Source organism: Myxococcus sp. XM-1-1-1, from assembly GCF_020037095.1.
GTDB lineage: Bacteria > Myxococcota > Myxococcia > Myxococcales > Myxococcaceae > Myxococcus > Myxococcus fulvus.
The window spans coordinates 43893-63363 of sequence record NZ_JAIQDH010000021.1; the positions used below are offsets into that span (position 1 = coordinate 43893).

Sequence of the window (19471 nt, forward strand, 5' to 3'; positions counted from 1 at the left end):
CTCCGACGGACACCTGGACTCGAATCCCAAGGCCCCCCGTGTCCCGGGTGGTATGAAGCGCCCGTGCGTTGGCTCAAGCCCCTCCCGCTCCGCCCCCGCGACACCGTTCACGTCGTCGCCCCCGCAGGCCCCTTCGACCGCCCGCTGTTCGAGGCCGGCCTCGCCTTCATCGCCGAGCGCTACACCCCCTCCCTCCGCCCCGACATCTCCTCCGTCCACCGCTACCTCGCCGGTGACGACGCCCGCCGCGCCCAGGAGCTCGGCCACGCCCTGACGGACCCCTCCGCCCGCGCCATCTTCTGCGCCCGCGGCGGCTACGGCAGCGCCCGCCTCCTGCCGCACCTGAACCTCGCCGACGCCGCCCCCAGCCTCTTCACCGGCTTCTCGGACCTGACCTCCGTCCACGGCGCCCTCCAGGCCCTCGGCCGCGTCTCCATCCACGGGCCCGTCCTCACCCAGCTCGGCAAGCAGCCCCCCGAGGTCCGCGAGTACTACTTCCGCCTCCTCGAGTCCCCCGAGCCCCCGCCACCCCTCTCGGGCTCGGCCACCTACGTCCCCGGCTCCGCCGAGGGCCACCTCGTCGGCGGCAACCTCTCCGTCCTCGCCTGCCTCCTGGGCACCCCGTACCTGCCGCCCCTCGACGGCGCCGTGCTCCTCCTCGAGGATGTCACCGAGCGCCCCTACCGCCTCGACCGCATGTGGACCCAGCTGCGCCTCGCCGGCGTCTTCTCCCGCGTGCGCGGCATCGTCCTCGGGGATTTCACCGCCTGCGAGGAGCGCAACGCGGAGTACTCCAGCGCCGACGTCCTCCGGGGACTCGCCCAGGAATCCGGTCTGCCCTGCGCCGCGGGCTTCCCCATCGGCCACGGCACCCTCAACTACCCCGTGGCCCTCGGCACCCAGGTCCGCCTGGACGCTGACGCCGCGCGCCTCACCTTCCTCGAAGGAGCCGTGCGCCCATGAGCGCCCCTCCCGAACAACACCCTGTCGCCGTCCTCCAGACGCTGCTCGACGAGGCCGTGGGCATCGGCGTCTTCCCCGCCGCCCAGGCCGTTGTCCTCCACCGCGGCGTCCAGGTCTTCGGTGGCGTCGCCGGCAAGGCCTCGGGCGACACCCGCTTCGACCTCGCCTCGCTCACCAAGGTCGTCAGCACCACCGCCCTGTTCCTGCGCCTGTGGACCGAAGGCAAGGTGGGCCCCGACACCCTCGTGTCCCGCTTCTTCCCAGGCTCCCCCGTGGGCGACGCGGGCGCCACCGTCTCGGACCTGCTCTACCACCGCTCCGGCCTGCCCCCCTTCGTCCCGTTCTTCGCCCAGGCCCTCACCCAGCACCCCGAGCTGCTCGACGCCGCCTGCCCCTCGGCCACCCGCGCCCAGGTGCGTGACGAGGTCCTCCGGGCCGCCGCCGCCACGCCGCTCGCCGCGCCGCCTCGCACGCGCACGGCCTACAGCGACGTGGGCTTCATCCTCCTCGGCGAAATCCTCTCGCGCGCGGCCAACGCCCCGCTCGACACGCTCTTCTCCCGCCACGTCGCCGAGCCCCTCGGCCTCCAGGCCCGCTTCCACCGACTCACCGACTTCCCCGCGGACTCCACCCCGGCCCCCACGGGCGCGACGCGCCCCCGCGAGCCCGCGCCGGGACAGGAGACGCTGTGGAAGGACGTGCCCTCCGCGCCCACGCGCCTGGGTGAAGTGGACGACGACAACGCCTGGGTGATGGACGGCGTCGCCGGACACGCGGGCCTGTTCGGCACCGCGGTGGACGTGGCGCGCTTCGGCCAGGCGGTGCTCGAGGGCTGCGCGGGGACGAGCCCCGTGATTGCTCCCGGGCCCTTGTGGCACCGCGTGCTCGCCACGGACCCGCTGGTGGCGGGCAGCACGCGCTCGATGGGCTTCGACTCGCCGTCCCAAGTGGGCTCCAGCGCGGGCCGCTTCGTGGGCGACTCACCTCCGGGGGCCGTCGGGCACCTGGGCTTCACTGGAACGAGCCTCTGGGTGGACCTGCGCCGCTCGCTGGTGGTGGCGCTGGTCACCAACCGCGTGGCGAATGGCCGCCAGGAGCTGCGCATCCGCGACTTCCGACCCGTCTTCCATGACTTCGTCGTGGAGGCGCTCGGCCTCACCGCCATCTCGCAGGGAACGCATGGCTGACGACAACGGTAACGTCCTCGACACCCTCGAGCCCGGCAGTGTGCGCCGCGTCCACCTGGTGGGCGTGGCGGGCACCGGCATGGGCTCCTTCGCCGGCATGCTCAAGGCCGCCGGCTACGAAGTCACCGGCAGCGACGAGAATGTCTACCCACCCATGAGCGACATGCTCAAGGCGTGGGGCATCCCCGCCGCCTCGCCCTACCGTCCGGAGAACCTGGACGCGGCGAACCCCGACCTCGTCATCATCGGCAACGTCATCCGCCGCGTGAATCCCGAGGCCACCGCCGTCCGCGAGCGCGGCCTCAAGCAGATGAGCTTCCCCGCCGCGCTGGGCTCGCTCTTCCTCGAGCGCTCGCACTCCATCGTCGTCGCCGGCACCCACGGGAAGACCACCACGTCGTCCCTCATGGCCCACGTGCTCGTCGAGGCGGGGAAGGACCCGTCCTTCCTCGTCGGCGGCGTCACCCAGAACTACGCGGGCAACTACCGGGTGGGGAAGGGCGCGCACTTCGTCGTCGAGGGCGACGAGTACGACACCGCCTACTGGGACAAGGGCTCCAAGTTCCTCCACTACCGCCCGCGCACCGCCATCCTCACCAGCGTGGAGTTCGACCACGCGGACATCTTCAGGGACTTGCCCCACTACGAGGCCACGTTCGAGAAGTTCGTGCGCCTCATCCCCGAGGACGGTCAGCTCGTCGTCTGCGCCGCGTACCCCAACGCCGTGAAGCTCTCGCGCGAGGGCTGCAAGGGTCGCGTCGTCACGTACATCGCCAAGGAGGGCGCGGACGCGGACTACATCCCCAAGAGCGTCACCTTCGGCCCCGAGGGCGCGCGGTTCGACGTGGTCGAGCGCGGCGCCGTGCTCGGCACCGTGACGCTGCCCATGGGGGGACTGCACAACGTGGAGAACGCGCTCAGCGTCATCGCCGCCGCGCGGGGGCTGGGCCTGTCCTTCGAAGAAATCGCCAGCGGCCTGGCCACGTTCCGCGGCGTGAAGCGCCGGCAGGAGCCTCGCGGCGAGCCCGGTGGAATCCTGGTGGTGGACGACTTCGCGCACCACCCGACGGCCGTGCGCGAGACCATCGCCGCCATCCACCACCGCTACCCCACGCGCCGGCTGTGGGCCATCTTCGAGCCCCGCTCCAACACCAGCCGCCGCAACATCCACCAGGAGGACTACGCCCACGCCTTCACCGGCGCGGCCCGCGCCAGCCTCAAGGTGCCCGAGCGCCACGACAAGGTGCCCGTGGGCGAGGAGCTCGACGTGCGCAAGCTCGTCGCGGACCTGCAGGCGCAAGGCATCGCCGCCGAGGGCTCCACCGACGTGCAGGCCATGGTCGACCTGGTCGCCCGCGAGTCGCAGCCCGGGGACATCCTCCTGGTCATGAGCAACGGCGCCTTCGGTGGCTTCATCGAGAAGCTGCTCGTGGCTTTGAAGGCCCGCTTCGGGGAGGTGACCTGACATGCGCCTGTGCCTGCCCGTCGTCCTCGGTGCCCTGTCGCTCGCCGGCTGTGCCCGTGCTCCGTCGATGCCGCCCCTCACGCAGCCGGCGCCCTCGGGCGTCGACGCGAAGGGCGCGGAGGACCGCAACGCGCCGCTCGTCTTCCAGGTGAAGCGCTACCCGGGCGGCGAGCCGTATGACCTGGCCAGCGACAAGGGCAGCGTGGTGCTGCTCGACGTGTGGGCCACGTGGTGCGAGCCCTGCAAGGACGCGCTGCCCTTCTACGAGAACCTCCAGCGCGAGTACGCGAACAAGGGCCTCAAGGTCTACGCGCTCAACATCGACGAGGACTCGCGCGCCATCCCCGCGTTCCTGAAAGAGGTGAAGGTGGGCCTGCCCATCCTCCTCGACGAGAACGCCCAGGTGGCCGAGCGCACCCTCAAGGTGCGCGGCATGCCCACGACGTACTTCATCGACCGGCGCGGCGTCGTCCGTCATGTCCACGAGGGCTTCAACGAGGAGTTCCTCACCAAGTACCAGTCGGAGCTCGAGGCGCTGCTCGCCGAGCCCGCGCCGTGAGCCGTGGGAGTCCGAATGTCTGACGACAGCCCCGCCGAGCTGCGCCGCACCGCGGAGGAGGGGGCGCGTCTCGCCGGTCGAATCCTCGCCGACCGCTTCCTCGGCGAGCGCGTCATCGAGCTCAAGGGTGGCATCGACCTGGTGACGGACGCGGACCGTGCCTCCGAGGAGGCGCTGCTCGCGTTCATCCGTGAGCGACACCCCACGCACGCCATCCTCGCGGAGGAGAGCGGCGCGTCGGCGGGCTCGGACGGACTGCGGTGGCTGGTGGACCCGCTCGACGGCACCACCAACTACGCCCACCGCGTGCCGCACTTCTGCGTCAGCGTCGCCGTGGAGTCGAAGGACGGCGTCGTGGCGGGCGCCGTGTACGACCCGATGCTGGACGAGCTCTTCTCCGCCGCGAGAGGGCAGGGCGCCACGCTCAACGGACGTCCCCTGCGCGCCAGCGCCGTGGACCGGTTGGACCGCGCGCTGTTGTGCACGGGCTTTCCCTACGACGTGCGCGAGAACCCCGAGGGCCCCGTGGGGCTCTTCACCCGCTTCGTGCTGCGCGCCCAGGGCATGCGCCGCACGGGCAGCGCCGCCATGGACCTGGCCTACGTGGCCGCGGGCCGCTTCGACGGGTTCTTCGAGTTCGGGCTCAAGCCCTGGGACATCGCCGCGGGCTCGCTGCTGGTGGAGGAGTCCGGAGGCGTCATCCGCCACGTCACGGGGGCTCCCTTCAGCGTGATGCGCGGAGACGTCATCGCCTCCGCGCCCGCCCTGGCCCCGGAGCTGCTCTCCGAGGCCAGGCACTTCATCGACGAGCTGGGCTGGACGCCCCGCCCCTGAGGCTCAGCCGCGCAGCTCGGACAGCGCCCGCGCGAAGGCGCTCGTGGTGGCCCCCTGCGCCCCCACTTCCTTGCCGTGCTTCTTCGACTTGTCGTTGTTCATCTTGCGGTGGGCCTCATCGCGGGCGGCCTTCTCCTGCTGCGTGGCCTTGTCCTCGATGTCCTTGCCCTTGTCGGTGAGCGCGTCCGCCGCCTTCTTGCCCAAGTCGGACGCCTTCTTCGCCGAATCCACCACGCCCATCAGCGACCACTGCTCCGCGAGCGACGCCCGCACCGCCTGGCGCAGCTCCTCCGCGCTGTGGCCCACCGTGGGCGCCGCGACGTGGCCCGCCTCGGCCAGCTTCGGAAGATCGCTCGACGAAATCAGCCCTGCCTCGGTCGACAGCTTCGACATGTGATGCCCCCTCGCTGCTTCCCGGGTTTCCCATGACCCAGGAAAATTACAGCGTCATCAGGTTAACGGGGCGTCCAGGAAATCCGCAAGTCGCCGGGAGATGGGCAGGCCCGTGTTCTGCTCGAACCACATGAAGCCCGGGCAGGTATTCACCTCCAGGCAGACCCAGTCCTCGGGTCGAGAGGAGCCACCCGGAGGCTCGATGAGGTCGATGCCGGCCAGGTCCAGGCCGAGCGCGCGGGACAGCTGGCGGCAGGCCTGGGCGACGGGCTCGGGCAGCTCCACCACGTCCAGGCTCACCGCGTGGCCCGTCATGTCGGGGTGGCGGTAGTCCAGGGCCTGCGTCACCGCGCGGCAGGCCAGCACGTGGTGGGCGCCGATGACGTGGGCGCGGACATTGTTGCCGGGGATGCGCTGTTGGAACTGGTGCGGCGCCAGCGGCTTGCCGGGTCGGGCCGAGGCGCGGGTGGCCTCCCACGACACCTGCTTCACGAGGGAGCGCTCGTCGCTGACGGACTTGATGACGGGGTCTCCGTCCAGTCCTCGCGCGAAGTGCTCCCAGCGCTCCCAGGTGCCTCCGGCCAGGGTGTCCGGCACGCGCAGGCCCGAGGCGAGGATGGCGGCGTACTGACACGGCTTGCTGCCATTGGAGAGCATCGCGGTGGCGCGGTTGGCCACGGGCCCGGGGAACAGGTCCAGGAGCGCCGCGGCGTGGGCCTGCTCGGCGCGGACTTGGGGCGTGGGCGCCTGCTCGAGGTTGCCCGTCCCTAGCCGCGAGTAGATGCCGGAGATGCGCTCCAGCCCGACACGCCACGTGGGGAAGCACACCGCGCCGCGCAGACGGCCCAGTCCCGGAGGTCCCTGCGGCAGCTCCAGCTCGAGGCGAACGTCGACGCCCAGGTGGCGCTCGTCCACGAAGAGGTACTCGCGTCCGGTGTCGGTGAGGTGCTTCAAGAAGAACGCCGTGAGCAGCTCGTCCACGGGCCCCATGACGAGGATCATCGCGCGACCTCCGTGCTCGTGAGCCGCTCGGCGAGGAAGCGCTCCACCTGCGCCAGGGCCGCGGCGTCCTCCTGCGCCAGCAGGCGCTCCAGGCTCTCGGGCGACGTGCCCAACTGGAGGGCCGTCCAGCGCGGAGCCTCCGGTGTGCCCGACGTCACCAGGAGGACCTCGAGGACCTCCGCGCCGCAGTCCGCGGCCAGTCGCGTGAGATCCGCTTCCAGCGAGGGAGGGAGGACGGGCGGCGACTCCTCGAACTCTAGCGGCCAGAGCGTGACGTGCGAGCCCATCACCAGGGCCTGCCTCAGCGGGCCGGGCTCGGGCACCGTCCACCACACTTCACCCTGCCGCGTCCCCACCTCCTCGGGCCAGCGGGTCCACCGCTGTCCGTCCTCGGGCGGTGTGCCCAGGTGGAAGTGGGGTGGCGCGAGGACACTCGTGGCGTCGGGCAACGGCAGCTTCTGTGCAATCACCCGCCACATCGCCGTCGTCCACAGCGGTGAGAGCAGACCGCGTCGGTTGATGACCCGCGCGGGACAGCATGTGTGGAAGCCGTCGCGCAGGGCCTCGTGCTCCGAGCGCAGGTAGTCGCTCTCCGCTGGCGGCAGCGCGCCCTCGGACAGGCACCAGAGGACATCCTCGGGCCCCAGCTCCAGCTCACCCCACGGGCCGATGAGCCCCGCGTGGAAGCGTCCGCCGACCACCTCCACCCACGGCGTGACAGCGCCGCCCCATTCCTCCAGCGACACTTCGACGACACGCACGTCCGCGTGAGTGGCCTGTGCGCGGAGCACGTCACGCACGAAGGGAAACGACTCGGAGCCGATGAGCACGAGGTGGCGCATGCACCTCGCAGTCTGCACCGCGCGAGCACACCGCGACGAGACGGGTGCGAAGCGACCTGAGCAGGTCCGCGGGAACTCGGAGCCGAGTTCCTTGAACGCGACCGCGGTGGGGCGAGCCCCGCCTAGAAGAAGCTCTCCGGCACGAAGACGATGTCGCCGGGCTGGAGCATGAAGTTCTTCTCCCGCCCCACGCCGATGTCCTCGACGGGCACGCGAATCTTGCGCTCCTGCCCATCCACCACGCGCGTCACCAGCGTGTTGTTCTTCGCCGCCAGCTTGGTGAAGCCACCCGCGAGGGTAATCGCCTGGACGATGGACATCTCACCATCCACGGGGAAGGTGCCGGGCTTCTGCACCTCGCCGAAGACGAACACCTTCTGCGAGTTGTACTCGCGGATCAGCACCGACACCTGCGGCCTGCGCACGTAGCGCGACAGGCACTCGCGCAGCGCGTCCGCCGCGGTGCTGGGCGTCTTCCCGCGCAGCGGCACCTTGCCGCACAGCGGATAGTCGATGGTGCCCTCGGGGGACAGGCGCCAGGTGCCCGAGTGCTCGGGCTCCTGGAACACGCGCACCTCCACCACGTCACCAGGCCCCAGCGTGCCGCCTCCCGTTCGGGCCTCACCGGCCTCCGCGGCGGGCGTGGGCACGGGCGGAGGAGGGCGCTGCGCGGAGCCGAAGCACGCGGACAGCACGCCGGACAGCAGCACGACGAGGGACAGGCGGAGCGTTCTCATCCGGGAGGAGACCCAGGTAGGGGAGGGTGCCCGGTGGCTCGGGCGCTCAGTACGTCACGGCGAGGCGAGCATACCCCTCGTGCCGCGTGTAGTTCAGGCCGCCGCCCTCCACGTTGGAGGAGCGCTTGCTCAGCGTGTAGCCGAAGGCGCCGGTGAGCCACGGACGGAACTGGTACTCGGGCCCCGCGTCCACCGTCACCACCGTGTCCCCACGGCTGCCCTCGAAGCTCAGGAAGTCCACCATGCCCGCCACGCGCACGGTCAGCTTGCCGCCCCACAGGGCCCGCGCCTCGGCGTAGCCCCGGTCGTCCCGGAACGTGCCGTACGCCGCCACCGGCTCCAGCATGCGCAGGTAGCCGCCCTTGAAGGTCAACGTCTGGCTGTACAGGTACGTGCCCTCCAGCTGGGCAATCACCGTCCCGCCGCTCACGTCACCGAAGGTCTGCGCCCAGCCCGCCTTCGCCGTCACCGCGACCTTGGGAGAGACCAGGCCCGCCACGCCCACCATCGCGCGCAGCACCTGGGCGTCCGGCCCGCCGTCGTTGAAGTAGCGGCGCACGTCCACGCCCGTGTCGAGCACGAAGGCCGTCTTCGGCAGGAAGCGCCAGCGGCTCTCCAGCCCCAGGTGCAGGTTGCCGTAGTCGAATTGGTCCGCGCGCACGGGGTCGCAGACGCCGTCGCCGCAGTCCACCGGGGCCTGGGCGGCCAGGGGCTCGAAGAACTCCACCGCGTAGGCGACGTTGGGCGTCACCTCCACCGCGCCGCCGCCCGGCTTCCACGGCATCTTCACGCGCGCCTCGTTGTAGAGGCTCAGGATTCCCGCCGCGATGGCCGCCGTGCGCGTGCGGTCCGAGCGCACGAACTGGTCCGACAGCTCCAGCGACAGCGGAGCCTCCGGGTTGAGGCGCGCCGACAGGTCCGCCGCGCCCTCCATGTGAGAGGCCGCCTTCGAGCCCGGCGTCATCAAGCCGGTGAAGAGCACGTAGTCCAGGTTGGCGTTCAGGTTGAACGCGAGCTTCTGCGACGGGATGTCCAGCTTGAAGCCCGGCCGGAAGCGCAGCGCCACCTCACCGGACAAGTCGGGGGACACGCCGCCGGGATAGTTCTCGCCTTGCGTGCGGCCGAAGTAGCCCACGCCGCTGTCCACCCGCGTCTCCAGCTCGAAGTACGGGTGCAGCCGGCCGTTGCCCACCTTGATGCCATTGCCGCCCGTGGCGGGCGCGGAGAGCGCTTCCTGGGCGGAGGCCACGCCGGCGTGCGCTGTCAGCGCCAGCCCGCAGACCGTGCCCCAGAATGTCCCTCGCAGCGTCATGACTTGGATTGGCTTCCCGCGACTCGGGGCGTCATAGCACGCGCGTTTTCAGGGTCCGAAGAATTGTTCGACAAAGGACGGGCACTCGTCCGATGAGCCAGAGGGCACACGGGGGCTAATTGACGGGGCTGGCTGGTGGCGGACGGACGAGCACGACGTCCGGAGGCGGCGGGCGGGTGGGGTCTCCACCCGGCAGGTTCTCCGGCTCCTCGACCTCGATGAAGAGGTTCTCGTCGGTGCGGAAGGCGAGCTGGCCGATACACTCCTCGGCCTCCGAGCGCAGCTGACCGACCTTCTGCCGGGCGATCATCACCTTGGTGAATTCATGCTCGCTGGTGGAGACCTCGCGCCGGGTGAGCGACTCCTGGAGCGACACGTCGGCCTGCTCGGAGATGCGCAGCAGTCCCTTGATTTGGGTCAGCTTCTCGTTGGCGCAGTTGAGCTTCACCACGTCCTTGGTGCGGCGCGCCTCCTCCACCTTGCCGATGACCTGGCGGAGCACGTCCCGCATGACGCCGAGGGCCTGGGTGCTGCGCTCCAGCTTCTGCGCGTCCGGCACCTCGCTGGCCTTCTCGAGCGTGGCGGTGGCGGCGGGGGCTCGGGGAGACGGCACCGGCCCCTGCGCGACGGCCACTCCTGTGGCGACGACGACGGCGACCATTCCGACAGTGCGCATACGCCTCACGGCTCTCCCGGCCCTTGCCATTGGATCAAAGCGTAGAAGGCGGGGAGGGGGGTGTCAAACCAACAACCCCCCAGTTATTCAGTGGTTACCGGAGAGCCGGGCATTGGCGTCCCGCAGTCGGGCAGCCAGGCTTCGCGCGATGTTGATGACGACGAAGGTGAACCCGTCGGGGTGGCTCTGGCGGAAGACGCGCAGGTCCTGGGCGGTGAGCTGGAGCAGGTGGGCGTCCGTGTGCGCGCGCACGGTGGCGGAGCGGTGGTCCTTGTCGATGAGGCCCATCTCCCCGAAGAACTCGGGGGGAGACAGCCGCGCGAGCGGATGCAGCGACCCGTCCGGGCCCCTGCGGGCGACCTCCACCTGACCCCGGATGAGGAGGAAGAGGCTGTCGCCCAGGTCCCCCTCCTCGAAGATGACCTCGCCGGCGGTGTAGTGGAGCGTCCGCGCCAGCTCGGCGAGGCGGGACAGCTCCTCCGGGGCGAGCATCTCGAACAGCGGTGAGGCGGCGATGACGGCCAGCTTCTCCATGGTCCCCTCGGAGCCCGGGCTCGGACGCGCCAGCCTACCCCGTCGGCGAGAAGACGAAGGGGTAGGAAACGGTGGCGTCCGAGTCGGGCTTGAAGGGGAACACCCAGGCGCGGATGGCGGCGCGGATGCAGCTGGCCACGGCCTCGCTGCCGAGCGTGTTCTCGTCGATGTCGAAGTCGCCCACGCGCCCCGAGGGGGTGATGGAGAAGCGCACCACCACCTTGCCCTTGAGGCTGGGGTTTCGCTTGAGCTCCTTCTCGTAGCAGCTCTGGATGGCGCCCTTGCGCGCGCGCACGTAGCGGGCGAGCGCGTCGCGGTCCACCTCGGAGCTGTCGACCTCCGGGGCGGCGTCCTGCACGCGGCCCTTCACGTCGACTTCCTTCTTGGTGCCCAGGTCGACCTTGCCGCCGCCCTGGGTGCCCAATTCGCCGATGCCCGTCACGGTGCCGGTGCCGCCGCCGCGAGGGCCGTTGCCCTTGCCCACGGAGGCCTCGTTGGCCACGCCCACGCCGCCGGCGCCCTGGAGGGCCGCGACGATGTCGTTGCCGCCGCTGGCGCCGCCCAGCACGTCCTGGAAGGCGCCGGAGCCGGAGCCCTTCGAGCCGAGCATCTTCAAGAGGCCCTTGTCGGAGACCTTCTTCACCATCTCCGCGTGGCGCTCGGCGGCGGCGCGGGCGGCGGGCTTCGCTTCGGCGGGCTTGTCGGTGGCGGCCTCGGCCGTCCTGGGCTCTTCCTTGGTGGCCTCGGCGGGGCCGGGCGCGGTGGGCTTGGGCGGCTCGATGGGGCGCTGGGGGATGATGGCGCGCACGAAGCGGTCATCGAGCTGATCCAACGCCAGCTCCTGCTCCTTGGGGGCCTCGGCGGAGAGGATGATGGCGGCGCCGGAGAAGTGGACCAGGAGCGAGATGGCGAGGATGCCGAAGAAGACGCGGTCCATCGTCTTCCAGCGGCTGACGCGCACGTCCGAGGGGAGCAGCGGACGCTCCTCCTCGGCGGGGGGCGCGACGAACTGGAAGAAGAGGGTGGCGTCGCCCAGCTCCACCTTGCCGCGGGCGGTCTCCTGCAGCGGCAGGACGTAGAGGTCTCCACGGCGCGAGGCGAGCCCCTGGGAGCGCAGCGCATCGAAGTCCACGTCGGACGAGCCCAGGTTGACGCGGCCCTTCATGGACTCGTTGATGACGAGCTGGAACTGCTGGCCCTGGTTCTCGAAGACGCTGAAGCGCGCGGGCCTGTCGTCCGAGGCGGGCAGGACGATGGTGTTGCGCGCGTCGTGGCCGATGGTGACGGTCTCACGACGGACGTGGTGCTCCTCGACGATCTGGCCGTTCTGGATGAGGCCGACGCGGAGCAGCTTGGCTGGCGAAGGGGCTGCCATGGACTAGAAGGGCTCCTGCTCGACGCTCTTCTCGACCTTGGGCACGAAGCTCTCCGTGCGGTTGAGCTCGTCGAAGCTCAGGTTGGAGCGGGGGAGGATGTAGAAGGCCTGGGGCTTCTGGATGCGTCCCTCGACGGTGAGCGCGTCCAGGCGGATGACCTTGCGAGGTGCCTTCTTCGCGGCGGCGGCCTCGGTGGTGGCCGAGGTCTGCTGGGCGGTGCTCGTGGCGGAGGACGTGGACTTGTCCTGCGCGAGCACGGGCGCGGCGGCGAGCAGCACGAAGAGGGTGAGAGGGGCACGCATGGAGGTCCTAGTTCCTGTCGTCGGCCAGCTTACCCGAGCCGGCCTTCGCGGGCGTGGGGGCAGGGGGGCTCTCGGCCGGAGGAGGGGCGGCCTGGGTTCCAGGCTGGGACACCGCGCCGGGGGCGGTGGTTCCGGGTGTCACGGGTGACCGGGACGTGTCCGTGGGGGCGTGTGGGTCGGCCGGGGGCGAGGCCGGAGCCGACACGGTGGCGTCGGGGGCCTGCTTCGCGGCCTCCTTCTGGGCCTTCTCCAGCTCGGCGGCCTTGCGGAGCTGGTCCTTGCGCTCGCGCTCGAGGCGCCGCTCTTCACGCTCGATGCTCTTGCGTGCGTCCTTGGTGTACTGGGGGATGCGGTCGTCCTTGCCGCCCTGGGCCTCGTAGCGCTCGAAGTAGGTGAGCGCCGTCTTGTAGCGCCCGACGGGGTCGCCGCCTGGTGGCTCCACGTCGAGGTACAGGATGGCGAGGTTGAACAGCGGGTCGGGCTGCTGCGGGCGCAGTTCGAGCACGCGCTCGTACTCGGCCTTGGAGCGCTCGAAGTCACCGGTGCCGCGGTAGGCATTGCCCAGGTTGAGGCGCGCGGCGGCGAAGTCCGGCGCGGACCTCACGGCGGCCTCCAGCTCCGTCACGGCGGCGGCGTAGTCCTGTGCCTCGTTGAGCATCGCGCCGAAGTTGTTGCGAGCCTCGGCGAAGTCGGGCCGCAGCTTCGCGGCCTCCTTGAACTCCTCCAGCGCCTGCGGCCTGACGTTCAGCGCCAGGTACACCAGGCCGAGCGCGTTGCGCGTGGCGGCGTCCGAGGGCGCGATGTCGCGCGCGTTCTCGAGCACCATGCGCGCCAGCTCCTGCTTGCCCTCGCGGTAGTAGACCTGCGCGAGGACCTGCATGGCGTGCGTGTGTCGCTCGTCGCCCTTGAGCGCGCGCTTCGCCTCGGTGGCCGCGGGCCCCAGCTTCTTCTGCTGGAGCAGCGTGACGGCCAGCACCGTGCGCAGCGTCACCGAGTCCTGCTTCGTCTCCAGGAGCCCTCGCAGTTCCGTCTCCAGCGCCGCCGAGCGGCCCGTGCGGCCGTACAGGCGGGTCAGGCAGTCCCACGCGGACTGTTGCTCCGGCGCGAGGGTGAGGGCCTGGCGGTACGAGCGCTCCGCGTCCTCGTGCTTGCCCAGGCGCTCCTGGACGATGCCCAGGTTGGTCCACGCGTAGTCGAGCTTCGGCTCCTGCGTCACCAGGGCGCGCAGTGCGGCTTCGGCTGCTGTCAGCTCGCCCGTCCGCGCGATGGCCACCGCCTGGTCGAAGTCCTCGGCCGCGCTGCGGCGAGGTGGCTCGACGACGGGGGGCGCCTTCGCCGCCGTGTCCTTCCCGGGCGCGGGCGCGGGCGTGGACGCGTCCTGCGTGGGACGTGTCTCCGGTGCGGAGGCGCACGCGGACAACCACAGCCCCGATGAGAGGAACAGCGCGGTGAGGGCCGAGGCCCCGAGCGTGCGTGGCGTGGTGCTCACGGCTTGGCTCCCCCGGTGATGCGGCGCTCGTCCTCGGGAGACGGCCGGGGCGGGCCGCTCACGTGGCCGATGAGCCCTTCCGGATAGGTGGCCTCGGACGCGAGGGCCTGCTTGGGCTCCTTGAGCACCGGGTACTCCTTCGGACGGAAGCGGTTGAGGGCCTCCAGCGTGCGCCGGGTCCACTCGTTGGACACGCGATTCTTCCGAGCCTCCGCCAGCGCCACCGCGTAGCTCTCCACCGCGGCGTCCTCCAGCTCCGCCGTGTTCTGCGCGAGCAGGTCCTGGTACGTCACCACCGCCTCTTCACCCAGCCGCTTCACGTCTGGCGGCACGGGCGTCTCGATGATGGTGTTCGCGAAGCGCTCCAGCGCGTAGCCGGACCGATAGGCCGCCGCGAGCGACCACTCGAGCTGCTTGTACGGATACACACGCGCGTACGCGTCCTTCACCGTCTTCACACCCGCGCGCTTCACCGCGAAGCTGCGCACCAGCGTCTTGCCCCAGCCGCCAATCTTCAGCTTGTCGAACTGGCGCAGCTGCGCCTCCGCCAACTGGAAGCGTCCATACGCCGCCGCGTTCGCCGCAAGCGGGTGCGTGTCCGGCTTGAGCTTGCGCCGGTCGAACTCGTTCGCCGCCTGGGTGTAGTCCTTCTGCGCCTGCTTCTCGTTACCGAGCTTCTGGTGCGCGTCACCCATGCGCCGGTGCGCGTCCACCACCAGCTCCACCTGCGCGGACTTGTTCGCGTACTTGCGCACGAACTCCTGGAGCGCGCGCACCTCTCCGCGAGCATCCCCCTGCTTCTCCAGCAGGACGGCGGCGCGGTACTGGTTCTTCGGCGCGTCCTCGGCGGAGGGGAACAGCTCCGCGTAGCGGATGAAGGTGGCCGCGGCCTCGGAATAACGCTGCTGACCCTCCAGCAGGCGGGCGGTGTTGAAGAGCGCCGCCTCGCGGTCCTTCGACTTGGGGTAGTCCTTCACCAGCTTCTGGTAGCTGACGACGGCCTTGTCGAAGTCGTAGGACTTCTCCGCGTTGACGGCCACGCGGAACAGCGCCGCGTCCGCGAGCGGAGAGGACGGGTACTCGCGGTAGATGCGCTCGTAGAGCTTGAGCGCCGAGTCGAACCGCCGTGTGTTCTCGTGCGCGACGGCCGCGTTGTTCAGCGCCTTGTCGGCGAACTCGTGCCGGGGCGCCTCGTCGACGAGCTGCGTGTACTTGCGCGCGGCCTCCTCGTACTTGCCCTCGGCCAGCAGCTGGTCCGCCAGCTTGAATCGGCCCGCGAGCTTGAACTTCACGAGCTGCTGATGCAGCTCGCTGGAAGGCTCGATGACCTGCGTGTTGCCGGCCAGCCGGGCGCTGACCTCCTCCACGCTGCGCCAGTCCTTGTCGATGAGGAAGGACTCGACGGTGAGGTTGGTGGCGTAGCGGGCCACCTCGTTCTTCGGCCACGTCTGGATGATGCGCTCGAAGCGCTTGCGCGCCTCGGGGAAGTCGTCGTGCGCGTAATACAGCTCCGCGGCCTTGTACGCGATGCCGGGCGCCTTCGCGTCGCGAGGCAGCAGCGCGGCGTACCGGTCCGACGCGGACACCAGCTTCGCCTCGGTGGGCGTCAGCGGCGCGGGCTTCACCGCGGAGCCCTCCGGACGTTCACTGGAGCGCAGTACCTCCAGCTTCGGCGCCTTGCCGGCCTGCTGCTCCTGGGCGAGGAGCTGCTGCCACGCGAGCACCGCGCTGTGCGCCGCGTCGTCGCGGTGCTTCACGCTCTCACCGGTGTCTCGCACGCGCTCGTAGGCCTTCGCGGCCTCGGCGAACTGGAACGAGAAGTAGAGGCACTCGGCGTAATAGAAGCGCATCTCGCCCGCGCTCTTGCTGCGCGGGAAGCGCTCCAGGTACGTGCCATACGAGCGGGCCGCGGTGGCGAAGCCCGCCTGGGCCTGCTCGAAGCGGCCCTCCTTCTTGAACACCAGCGCCTGCTGATGGTGGAAGGTGGCGGTGGTGTAGAGGCTCTTCTCGACGAGCGCGTTGGCGCGGGAGACCGCGTCCGGGTCGCCCATGTTCTTCGCGTGCCACGCGGTGCCGGGCTGATAACGGGTGGCCAGCTTCTCCGACTCGGCGAAGGACTCCGCCATCATCCGGTCGCGCTCGTAGGACTGCACGATGCGCTGCTGGAGCTCGGGCGCGTCGGGCGTCAGCGGCTCCTTCTCCAGCACCTGGCGATAGGCCGCGATGGCGGACGCGTAGTTCGTCTGGTCGAAGTACACGTGCCCGAGGCGACGGTAGACGTCCGCCTCGTACGGACGCCCGGCGCGCTTGACGAACAGCGACTTCGCGCGAGGCAGGCCGCCCCACGACTCGTCCGCGAGCGAGATGGCCACGTACTGCAGGGCCTCGTCGCGCAGGTCTCCGCCCACCTCGGTGTTGCCCTGGGCCACGGCCTGGGCCTGGTAGAAGTCCACCAGCGTGAGGAAGGACTCCACGCCCTCGTCGAAGCGGTCCATCCGGTAGTACGTCCAGCCCAGCTTGTAGAGGGCCTTGTCGTAGAGCGGGTGGAGCGTGTCGCGGGAGGCGGCCTCGAAGGCCTGGGCCGCGCGCGGCAGCGCCTGCGGGTCCTTGTAGTTCTCGAACCAGTACTCGCCGATGCGCACCCACGCCTCGGTGGCGAAGCGGCTGCGCGGATAGCGCGCGATGAGCTGTTGATAGGCGAGGAAGCTCTCCTCCACCTGCTCCTGTTCCTCCAGGCAGTAGCCCAGCAGGTAGGACGCGCCGTCGTTGAAGCGGTAGTCCGGGTACTCCTTCAGCAGCCGGCGATACAGCGCGATGGAGTCCGCGTAGTCCTTCTTCGGCTCCACGGGGAACGCCGTGCCGTCGGGGTTCTTGTCGTGGATCTCCAGCCGGTCGCGGTACTCCTTCATCGCCAGCTGATGCTCGTCCTGCGAGCGCTCGTAATAGAGCTCCGCGAGGCGGAACATCACGTCGGGCGTGTAGCGCGGCTCGCTGGGGTAGCGGCGCAGGAACTCCTCGAAGCGGACGATGGCCTCCATCCGCTCCTTGCGCTCCTGGGCCTCGAAGTCGCGGATGACCTTCTCGTACGAGGACGCGAGCGAGTCCCGCTTCTGCTCGTACTTGTGCTCCATCAGCCCCTGGACGTCGCGGCTGAACTCGCGCGACTCCTCGTCGTACGTGCGCAGGGCGCGGCTGACGTCCTGGAGCAGCAGCTCCTCGTCCGGCGAGCGACCCAGCCCATTCAGGTAGTCGCGCGAGGGCGTGCCCGAAGGGCTCGGGGCCTCCGTGTCGGAGGGGCTCGTGGCCTGGGCGGGAGCCTCCGGCGCCTGGGCGGCGGCGGGCAGCGAGGCCAGCGAGAGCAGCACCGCGAGAACGCGCCGCATCACCGGCTCTCCTCCGACGACAGCACGTCCCGGAAGTCGGCGTCGAGCGCGCGCAGGGCCTCGGCCTTCTGCGCGGAGACCTTCTGGATGGACGTCGTCTTGTCCTGCTTCTCGGTGAAGGCCACGTCCACCACACCCACGTCCGCCTTGAGCACCAGGTCGTAGAACTGTCGGCGCACGCGCCGGACGCTGTCATACGCGATGCGGCCCACGAGCTGCTTCGCGTTGCCGGCCACCGCGGCCACCTCGGCCTCGTAGCGCTCGAGCAGCTGCTGCTCGGCCAGCACCTTCGCCCGGATGCGCGTGGCCTTCTGCTCCACGCGTCCGCGCAGCGCACCCTGGGCCTGGGCGACACGTCCTCGCAAGGCCTCGCCGCGCTGGCGCACCGCATGTGCGCGAGTCATGAGGCCCGAGGGCGCCTGTCGTCGTTCGGCCTCCTCGAGCACCGCGTGCTCAGCGCGCAGCGCCTGCGCGAACCGGCCGCGGATGGCCTGCTCTCCGGCCAGCGCCGCCGCCGCGCCGTTGCGCTCATCGGCGAGCCGCCCGCGCGTGCGGTCCAGCTCCCCCTGCAAATCCGTGAGCGTCTGGACCTCTGCCTGGAGCTGCACGAGGAACTCCTGCTCCTCCTCGGGAGGCGTCTGCCGGAGCAGCCGCGTGTCATCCACCCACTTGCGCACCGCCGCGGCGATGGCGTGCAGCCCCTGCACCTCCGCGCCCAGCCGGAAGGCCTCTCGGTCCACCGCGTCCACGCGCGCCTGCATCCGCCGCAGCCGCTCCTCCAGGTCCTGCTGCGTGGCGGGCATCGAGGCGAAGCGGACGGCCAGCGCCTCGCGCTCACGACGCAGCGGCGCGAGCCGGGCGCGCTCGTCGGCGGTGAGCGAGGACTCCAAGGACAGCCCCTCCAGCTCCACCAGCGAGGCCTCGACCTGGATGCTCGCCGTCTCCACCGAGTCCGAGAGCGTGAAGCCCTCCTGCAGCTCCGGGAAGGTCTGCAGCTTGCGCGTGTCCAGGGCCGTGAGGATGCGCGCGGCCAGCTCCCGCGCCTCCAGTGTGCCCCTCCGCCCACTGTCGATGTCGCCCACCGTCTTCATCGCGCTGCTCACCTCGCGCTCCGTCGACGCGTACTTCAGCGCGAGCGGAGGCAGGAGCGTGCGCACGTCCGGCACGGTGTCGGTGCGCGCCAGGAGCCGCTCGAAGTACGCCACCGGGTCGCGGTTGGCGCGCAGGAGCACGTCCACCTTGTCGCGCTCCGGGCGGAAGGTGCCGATGAGCTCGTCGTACGACGCGATGGCCTCCTCGTACCGCTTGAGCTTCTGGAGCAGGTGGCCGCGCAGCAGCTTCGCCTCGGGCGCGAGCTTGGAGTCGGGCGACACGAGCAGCAGGATGTCGACGGCGTTCTTCGCCTCCTGGTGGTTGCCCTTGCGCACCTGCGTCCACGCGATTTCGTAGAGCGACTCCGGGAACGACTCGCTCTCCTGCGGCACCCGGCCGTACCAGTCCAGCGCCTCGTCGAAGCGGCCCGCCTCGTACAAGAGGCGTCCCAGCGACATCAGCGCCAGCTCACGGATGCGCTCCGTATCCGTGTCCGCGGTGGCGCGGACCTGGGGCTTGTTCTTCGCCTTCGGCGCCGTCGTCTCGGCCGCGCCCTCCACCGGCGTGAGCAGCTGCTGCAACTGGAGGATGGCGATGGGCAGCTCACCCGCCTGCATCGACAGCACCGCCATGTGGTAGCGCGCCTGCAACTGGTAGGGCCCGCCGTGGGCCTGGGCCAGGGGCGCGAAGGCGGCCCTCGCGTGGGCGATGCGCTCGGAAGGGACCAGGTCCGTGCGACGGAACAGCCGCTTCGCGTAGACGTACTGGATGTCCGCGGGGAGCTGTCCGCCGAACAGGCCGCGCGCCTGCTCCACGTAGGCGTCCACGTCGTCGTAGAGGTTCAGCCGGCCGCTGATGGCCAGGTAGCGCGTGAGCGCGTCGCGGTGGCGCGGCGAGGGCGTGGGCAGCGACAGCAGCTCGCGCAGGTACAGCCGCGCGCCCACGTCGTTCTTCTGCTGGTACAGCGCGTCCGCCAGGAAGTAGAGCGCGTCCGCGTACCGGGGGTGGCTCCGGAACTCCGGGTCGCTCACCAGGTCGTAGAAGTGGACGGAGGCCGCGGTCCAGTCGCCCAGGAGGTATTGAATCTCCGCGTCGGAGTAGCGGCGCACGCGCGCCTGCGCCTCGTCGGGCTCCGGCTGCTGGCTGTACTTCGTCTCCACCTGACGGAGGCTGTCCTCGGCGAGCTGGAGCTGGCGCTCCACCGTCGTCAGGCGCTGCTCCAACTGCTGCGCCGTGGGCGGCGGGGGAGGGGGCGTGTCGGCACGGGCGACAGCGCCACCCGCGAGGCCGAGCACCAGGGCGAGTGCGCGAAGCGACACGTTCAC

The 19471-nt window shown here is 70.6% G+C and carries 17 protein-coding genes; 5 read left to right on the forward strand and 12 right to left on the reverse strand.

Translation table 11 applies throughout. The features are described from left to right. Positions 1-63 precede the first annotated feature (63 nt). The 5 genes from K8640_RS31935 to K8640_RS31955 are packed head-to-tail and all read left to right on the forward strand — an operon-like array spanning position 64 to position 5008. The gene (locus tag K8640_RS31935) at positions 64-963 is read left to right on the forward strand and encodes an LD-carboxypeptidase (RefSeq protein WP_223750540.1); all 900 of its coding nucleotides are present in this window, start codon (positions 64-66) and stop codon (positions 961-963) included. Then, the gene (locus K8640_RS31940) at positions 960-2150 is read left to right on the forward strand and encodes a serine hydrolase (protein ID WP_223750541.1); all 1191 of its coding nucleotides are present in this window, start codon (positions 960-962) and stop codon (positions 2148-2150) included. The genes K8640_RS31935 and K8640_RS31940 overlap by 4 nt, the downstream gene beginning before the upstream one ends. Beyond that, on the forward strand, positions 2143-3615 hold the full coding sequence (gene mpl / locus K8640_RS31945; RefSeq protein ID WP_223750542.1) for a UDP-N-acetylmuramate:L-alanyl-gamma-D-glutamyl-meso-diaminopimelate ligase: 1473 nt from the start codon (positions 2143-2145) through the stop codon (positions 3613-3615). The genes K8640_RS31940 and mpl overlap by 8 nt, the downstream gene beginning before the upstream one ends. A 1-nt stretch (position 3616) precedes the next feature. Beyond that, a complete protein-coding gene (locus K8640_RS31950) occupies positions 3617-4174 on the forward strand; it encodes a TlpA disulfide reductase family protein (RefSeq protein ID WP_141332040.1) in 558 nt (185 codons plus the stop codon). A 15-nt stretch (positions 4175-4189) separates the two neighbouring features. Next, the gene (locus K8640_RS31955; protein WP_223750543.1) at positions 4190-5008 is read left to right on the forward strand and encodes an inositol monophosphatase family protein; all 819 of its coding nucleotides are present in this window, start codon (positions 4190-4192) and stop codon (positions 5006-5008) included. Between the two features lie 3 nt (positions 5009-5011). Here K8640_RS31955 and K8640_RS31960 read toward each other — a convergent pair whose 3' ends face one another. The 12 genes from K8640_RS31960 to K8640_RS32015 all read right to left on the reverse strand — a co-directional run bounded on the left by K8640_RS31960 (position 5012) and on the right by K8640_RS32015 (position 19465). Further along, positions 5012-5401: a hypothetical protein gene (locus tag K8640_RS31960; RefSeq protein WP_223750544.1), complete on the reverse strand. Its 390-nt coding sequence runs from the start codon at positions 5399-5401 to the stop codon at positions 5012-5014. A 57-nt stretch (positions 5402-5458) separates the two neighbouring features. Beyond that, entirely contained in the window at positions 5459-6403 is a 945-nt protein-coding gene (locus K8640_RS31965) for a RimK family alpha-L-glutamate ligase (RefSeq protein ID WP_223750545.1), read from the reverse strand. Beyond that, positions 6400-7245, reverse strand: coding sequence for a hypothetical protein (locus K8640_RS31970; RefSeq protein ID WP_223750546.1), 846 nt, complete (start codon positions 7243-7245; stop codon positions 6400-6402). The genes K8640_RS31965 and K8640_RS31970 overlap by 4 nt, the downstream gene beginning before the upstream one ends. 122 nt (positions 7246-7367) lie before the next feature. Then, a complete protein-coding gene (locus tag K8640_RS31975) occupies positions 7368-7982 on the reverse strand; it encodes a polysaccharide biosynthesis/export family protein (RefSeq protein ID WP_141332045.1) in 615 nt (204 codons plus the stop codon). A 46-nt stretch (positions 7983-8028) separates the two neighbouring features. Continuing rightward, positions 8029-9294, reverse strand: coding sequence for a hypothetical protein (locus K8640_RS31980; protein ID WP_223750547.1), 1266 nt, complete (start codon positions 9292-9294; stop codon positions 8029-8031). 115 nt (positions 9295-9409) lie between these two features. Beyond that, a complete protein-coding gene (locus K8640_RS31985; protein WP_141332047.1) occupies positions 9410-9970 on the reverse strand; it encodes a hypothetical protein in 561 nt (186 codons plus the stop codon). 87 nt (positions 9971-10057) lie between these two features. Beyond that, positions 10058-10504, reverse strand: coding sequence for a cyclic nucleotide-binding domain-containing protein (locus tag K8640_RS31990; RefSeq protein ID WP_223750548.1), 447 nt, complete (start codon positions 10502-10504; stop codon positions 10058-10060). Between the two features lie 34 nt (positions 10505-10538). Continuing rightward, entirely contained in the window at positions 10539-11879 is a 1341-nt protein-coding gene (locus tag K8640_RS31995; protein WP_223750549.1) for an AgmX/PglI C-terminal domain-containing protein, read from the reverse strand. A gap of 3 nt (positions 11880-11882) precedes the next feature. Next, positions 11883-12182, reverse strand: coding sequence for a hypothetical protein (locus tag K8640_RS32000; RefSeq protein WP_074957907.1), 300 nt, complete (start codon positions 12180-12182; stop codon positions 11883-11885). 7 nt (positions 12183-12189) lie between these two features. Then, positions 12190-13671: a tetratricopeptide repeat protein gene (locus tag K8640_RS32005; RefSeq protein WP_223750550.1), complete on the reverse strand. Its 1482-nt coding sequence runs from the start codon at positions 13669-13671 to the stop codon at positions 12190-12192. Beyond that, a complete protein-coding gene (locus K8640_RS32010) occupies positions 13668-17054 on the reverse strand; it encodes a tetratricopeptide repeat protein (RefSeq protein WP_223750551.1) in 3387 nt (1128 codons plus the stop codon). The genes K8640_RS32005 and K8640_RS32010 overlap by 4 nt, the downstream gene beginning before the upstream one ends. Further along, positions 17054-19465, reverse strand: a complete 2412-nt coding sequence (locus tag K8640_RS32015) for a tetratricopeptide repeat protein (RefSeq protein WP_223750552.1) — start codon at positions 19463-19465, stop codon at positions 17054-17056. The genes K8640_RS32010 and K8640_RS32015 overlap by 1 nt, the downstream gene beginning before the upstream one ends. Between the last annotated feature and the right edge of the window lie 6 nt (positions 19466-19471).

Bases quoted from the DNA above. Each gene is read 5' to 3' on its own strand.
- K8640_RS31940 (WP_223750541.1), top strand. From the start codon at position 960: ATGAGCGCCCCTCCCGAACAACACCCTGTCGCCGTCCTCCAGACGCTG.
- K8640_RS31950 (WP_141332040.1), top strand. From the start codon at position 3,617: ATGCGCCTGTGCCTGCCCGTCGTCCTCGGTGCCCTGTCGCTCGCCGGC.
- K8640_RS31955 (WP_223750543.1), top strand. From the start codon at position 4,190: ATGTCTGACGACAGCCCCGCCGAGCTGCGCCGCACCGCGGAGGAGGGG.
- K8640_RS31960 (WP_223750544.1), bottom strand. From the start codon at position 5,401: ATGTCGAAGCTGTCGACCGAGGCAGGGCTGATTTCGTCGAGCGATCTT.
- K8640_RS31985 (WP_141332047.1), bottom strand. From the start codon at position 9,970: ATGCGCACTGTCGGAATGGTCGCCGTCGTCGTCGCCACAGGAGTGGCC.
- K8640_RS31970 (WP_223750546.1), bottom strand. From the start codon at position 7,245: ATGCGCCACCTCGTGCTCATCGGCTCCGAGTCGTTTCCCTTCGTGCGT.
- K8640_RS31990 (WP_223750548.1), bottom strand. From the start codon at position 10,504: ATGGAGAAGCTGGCCGTCATCGCCGCCTCACCGCTGTTCGAGATGCTC.
- mpl (WP_223750542.1), top strand. From the start codon at position 2,143: ATGGCTGACGACAACGGTAACGTCCTCGACACCCTCGAGCCCGGCAGT.
- K8640_RS31980 (WP_223750547.1), bottom strand. From the start codon at position 9,294: ATGACGCTGCGAGGGACATTCTGGGGCACGGTCTGCGGGCTGGCGCTG.
- K8640_RS31975 (WP_141332045.1), bottom strand. From the start codon at position 7,982: ATGAGAACGCTCCGCCTGTCCCTCGTCGTGCTGCTGTCCGGCGTGCTG.
- K8640_RS32010 (WP_223750551.1), bottom strand. From the start codon at position 17,054: ATGCGGCGCGTTCTCGCGGTGCTGCTCTCGCTGGCCTCGCTGCCCGCC.
- K8640_RS31995 (WP_223750549.1), bottom strand. From the start codon at position 11,879: ATGGCAGCCCCTTCGCCAGCCAAGCTGCTCCGCGTCGGCCTCATCCAG.
- K8640_RS32000 (WP_074957907.1), bottom strand. From the start codon at position 12,182: ATGCGTGCCCCTCTCACCCTCTTCGTGCTGCTCGCCGCCGCGCCCGTG.
- K8640_RS31965 (WP_223750545.1), bottom strand. From the start codon at position 6,403: ATGATCCTCGTCATGGGGCCCGTGGACGAGCTGCTCACGGCGTTCTTC.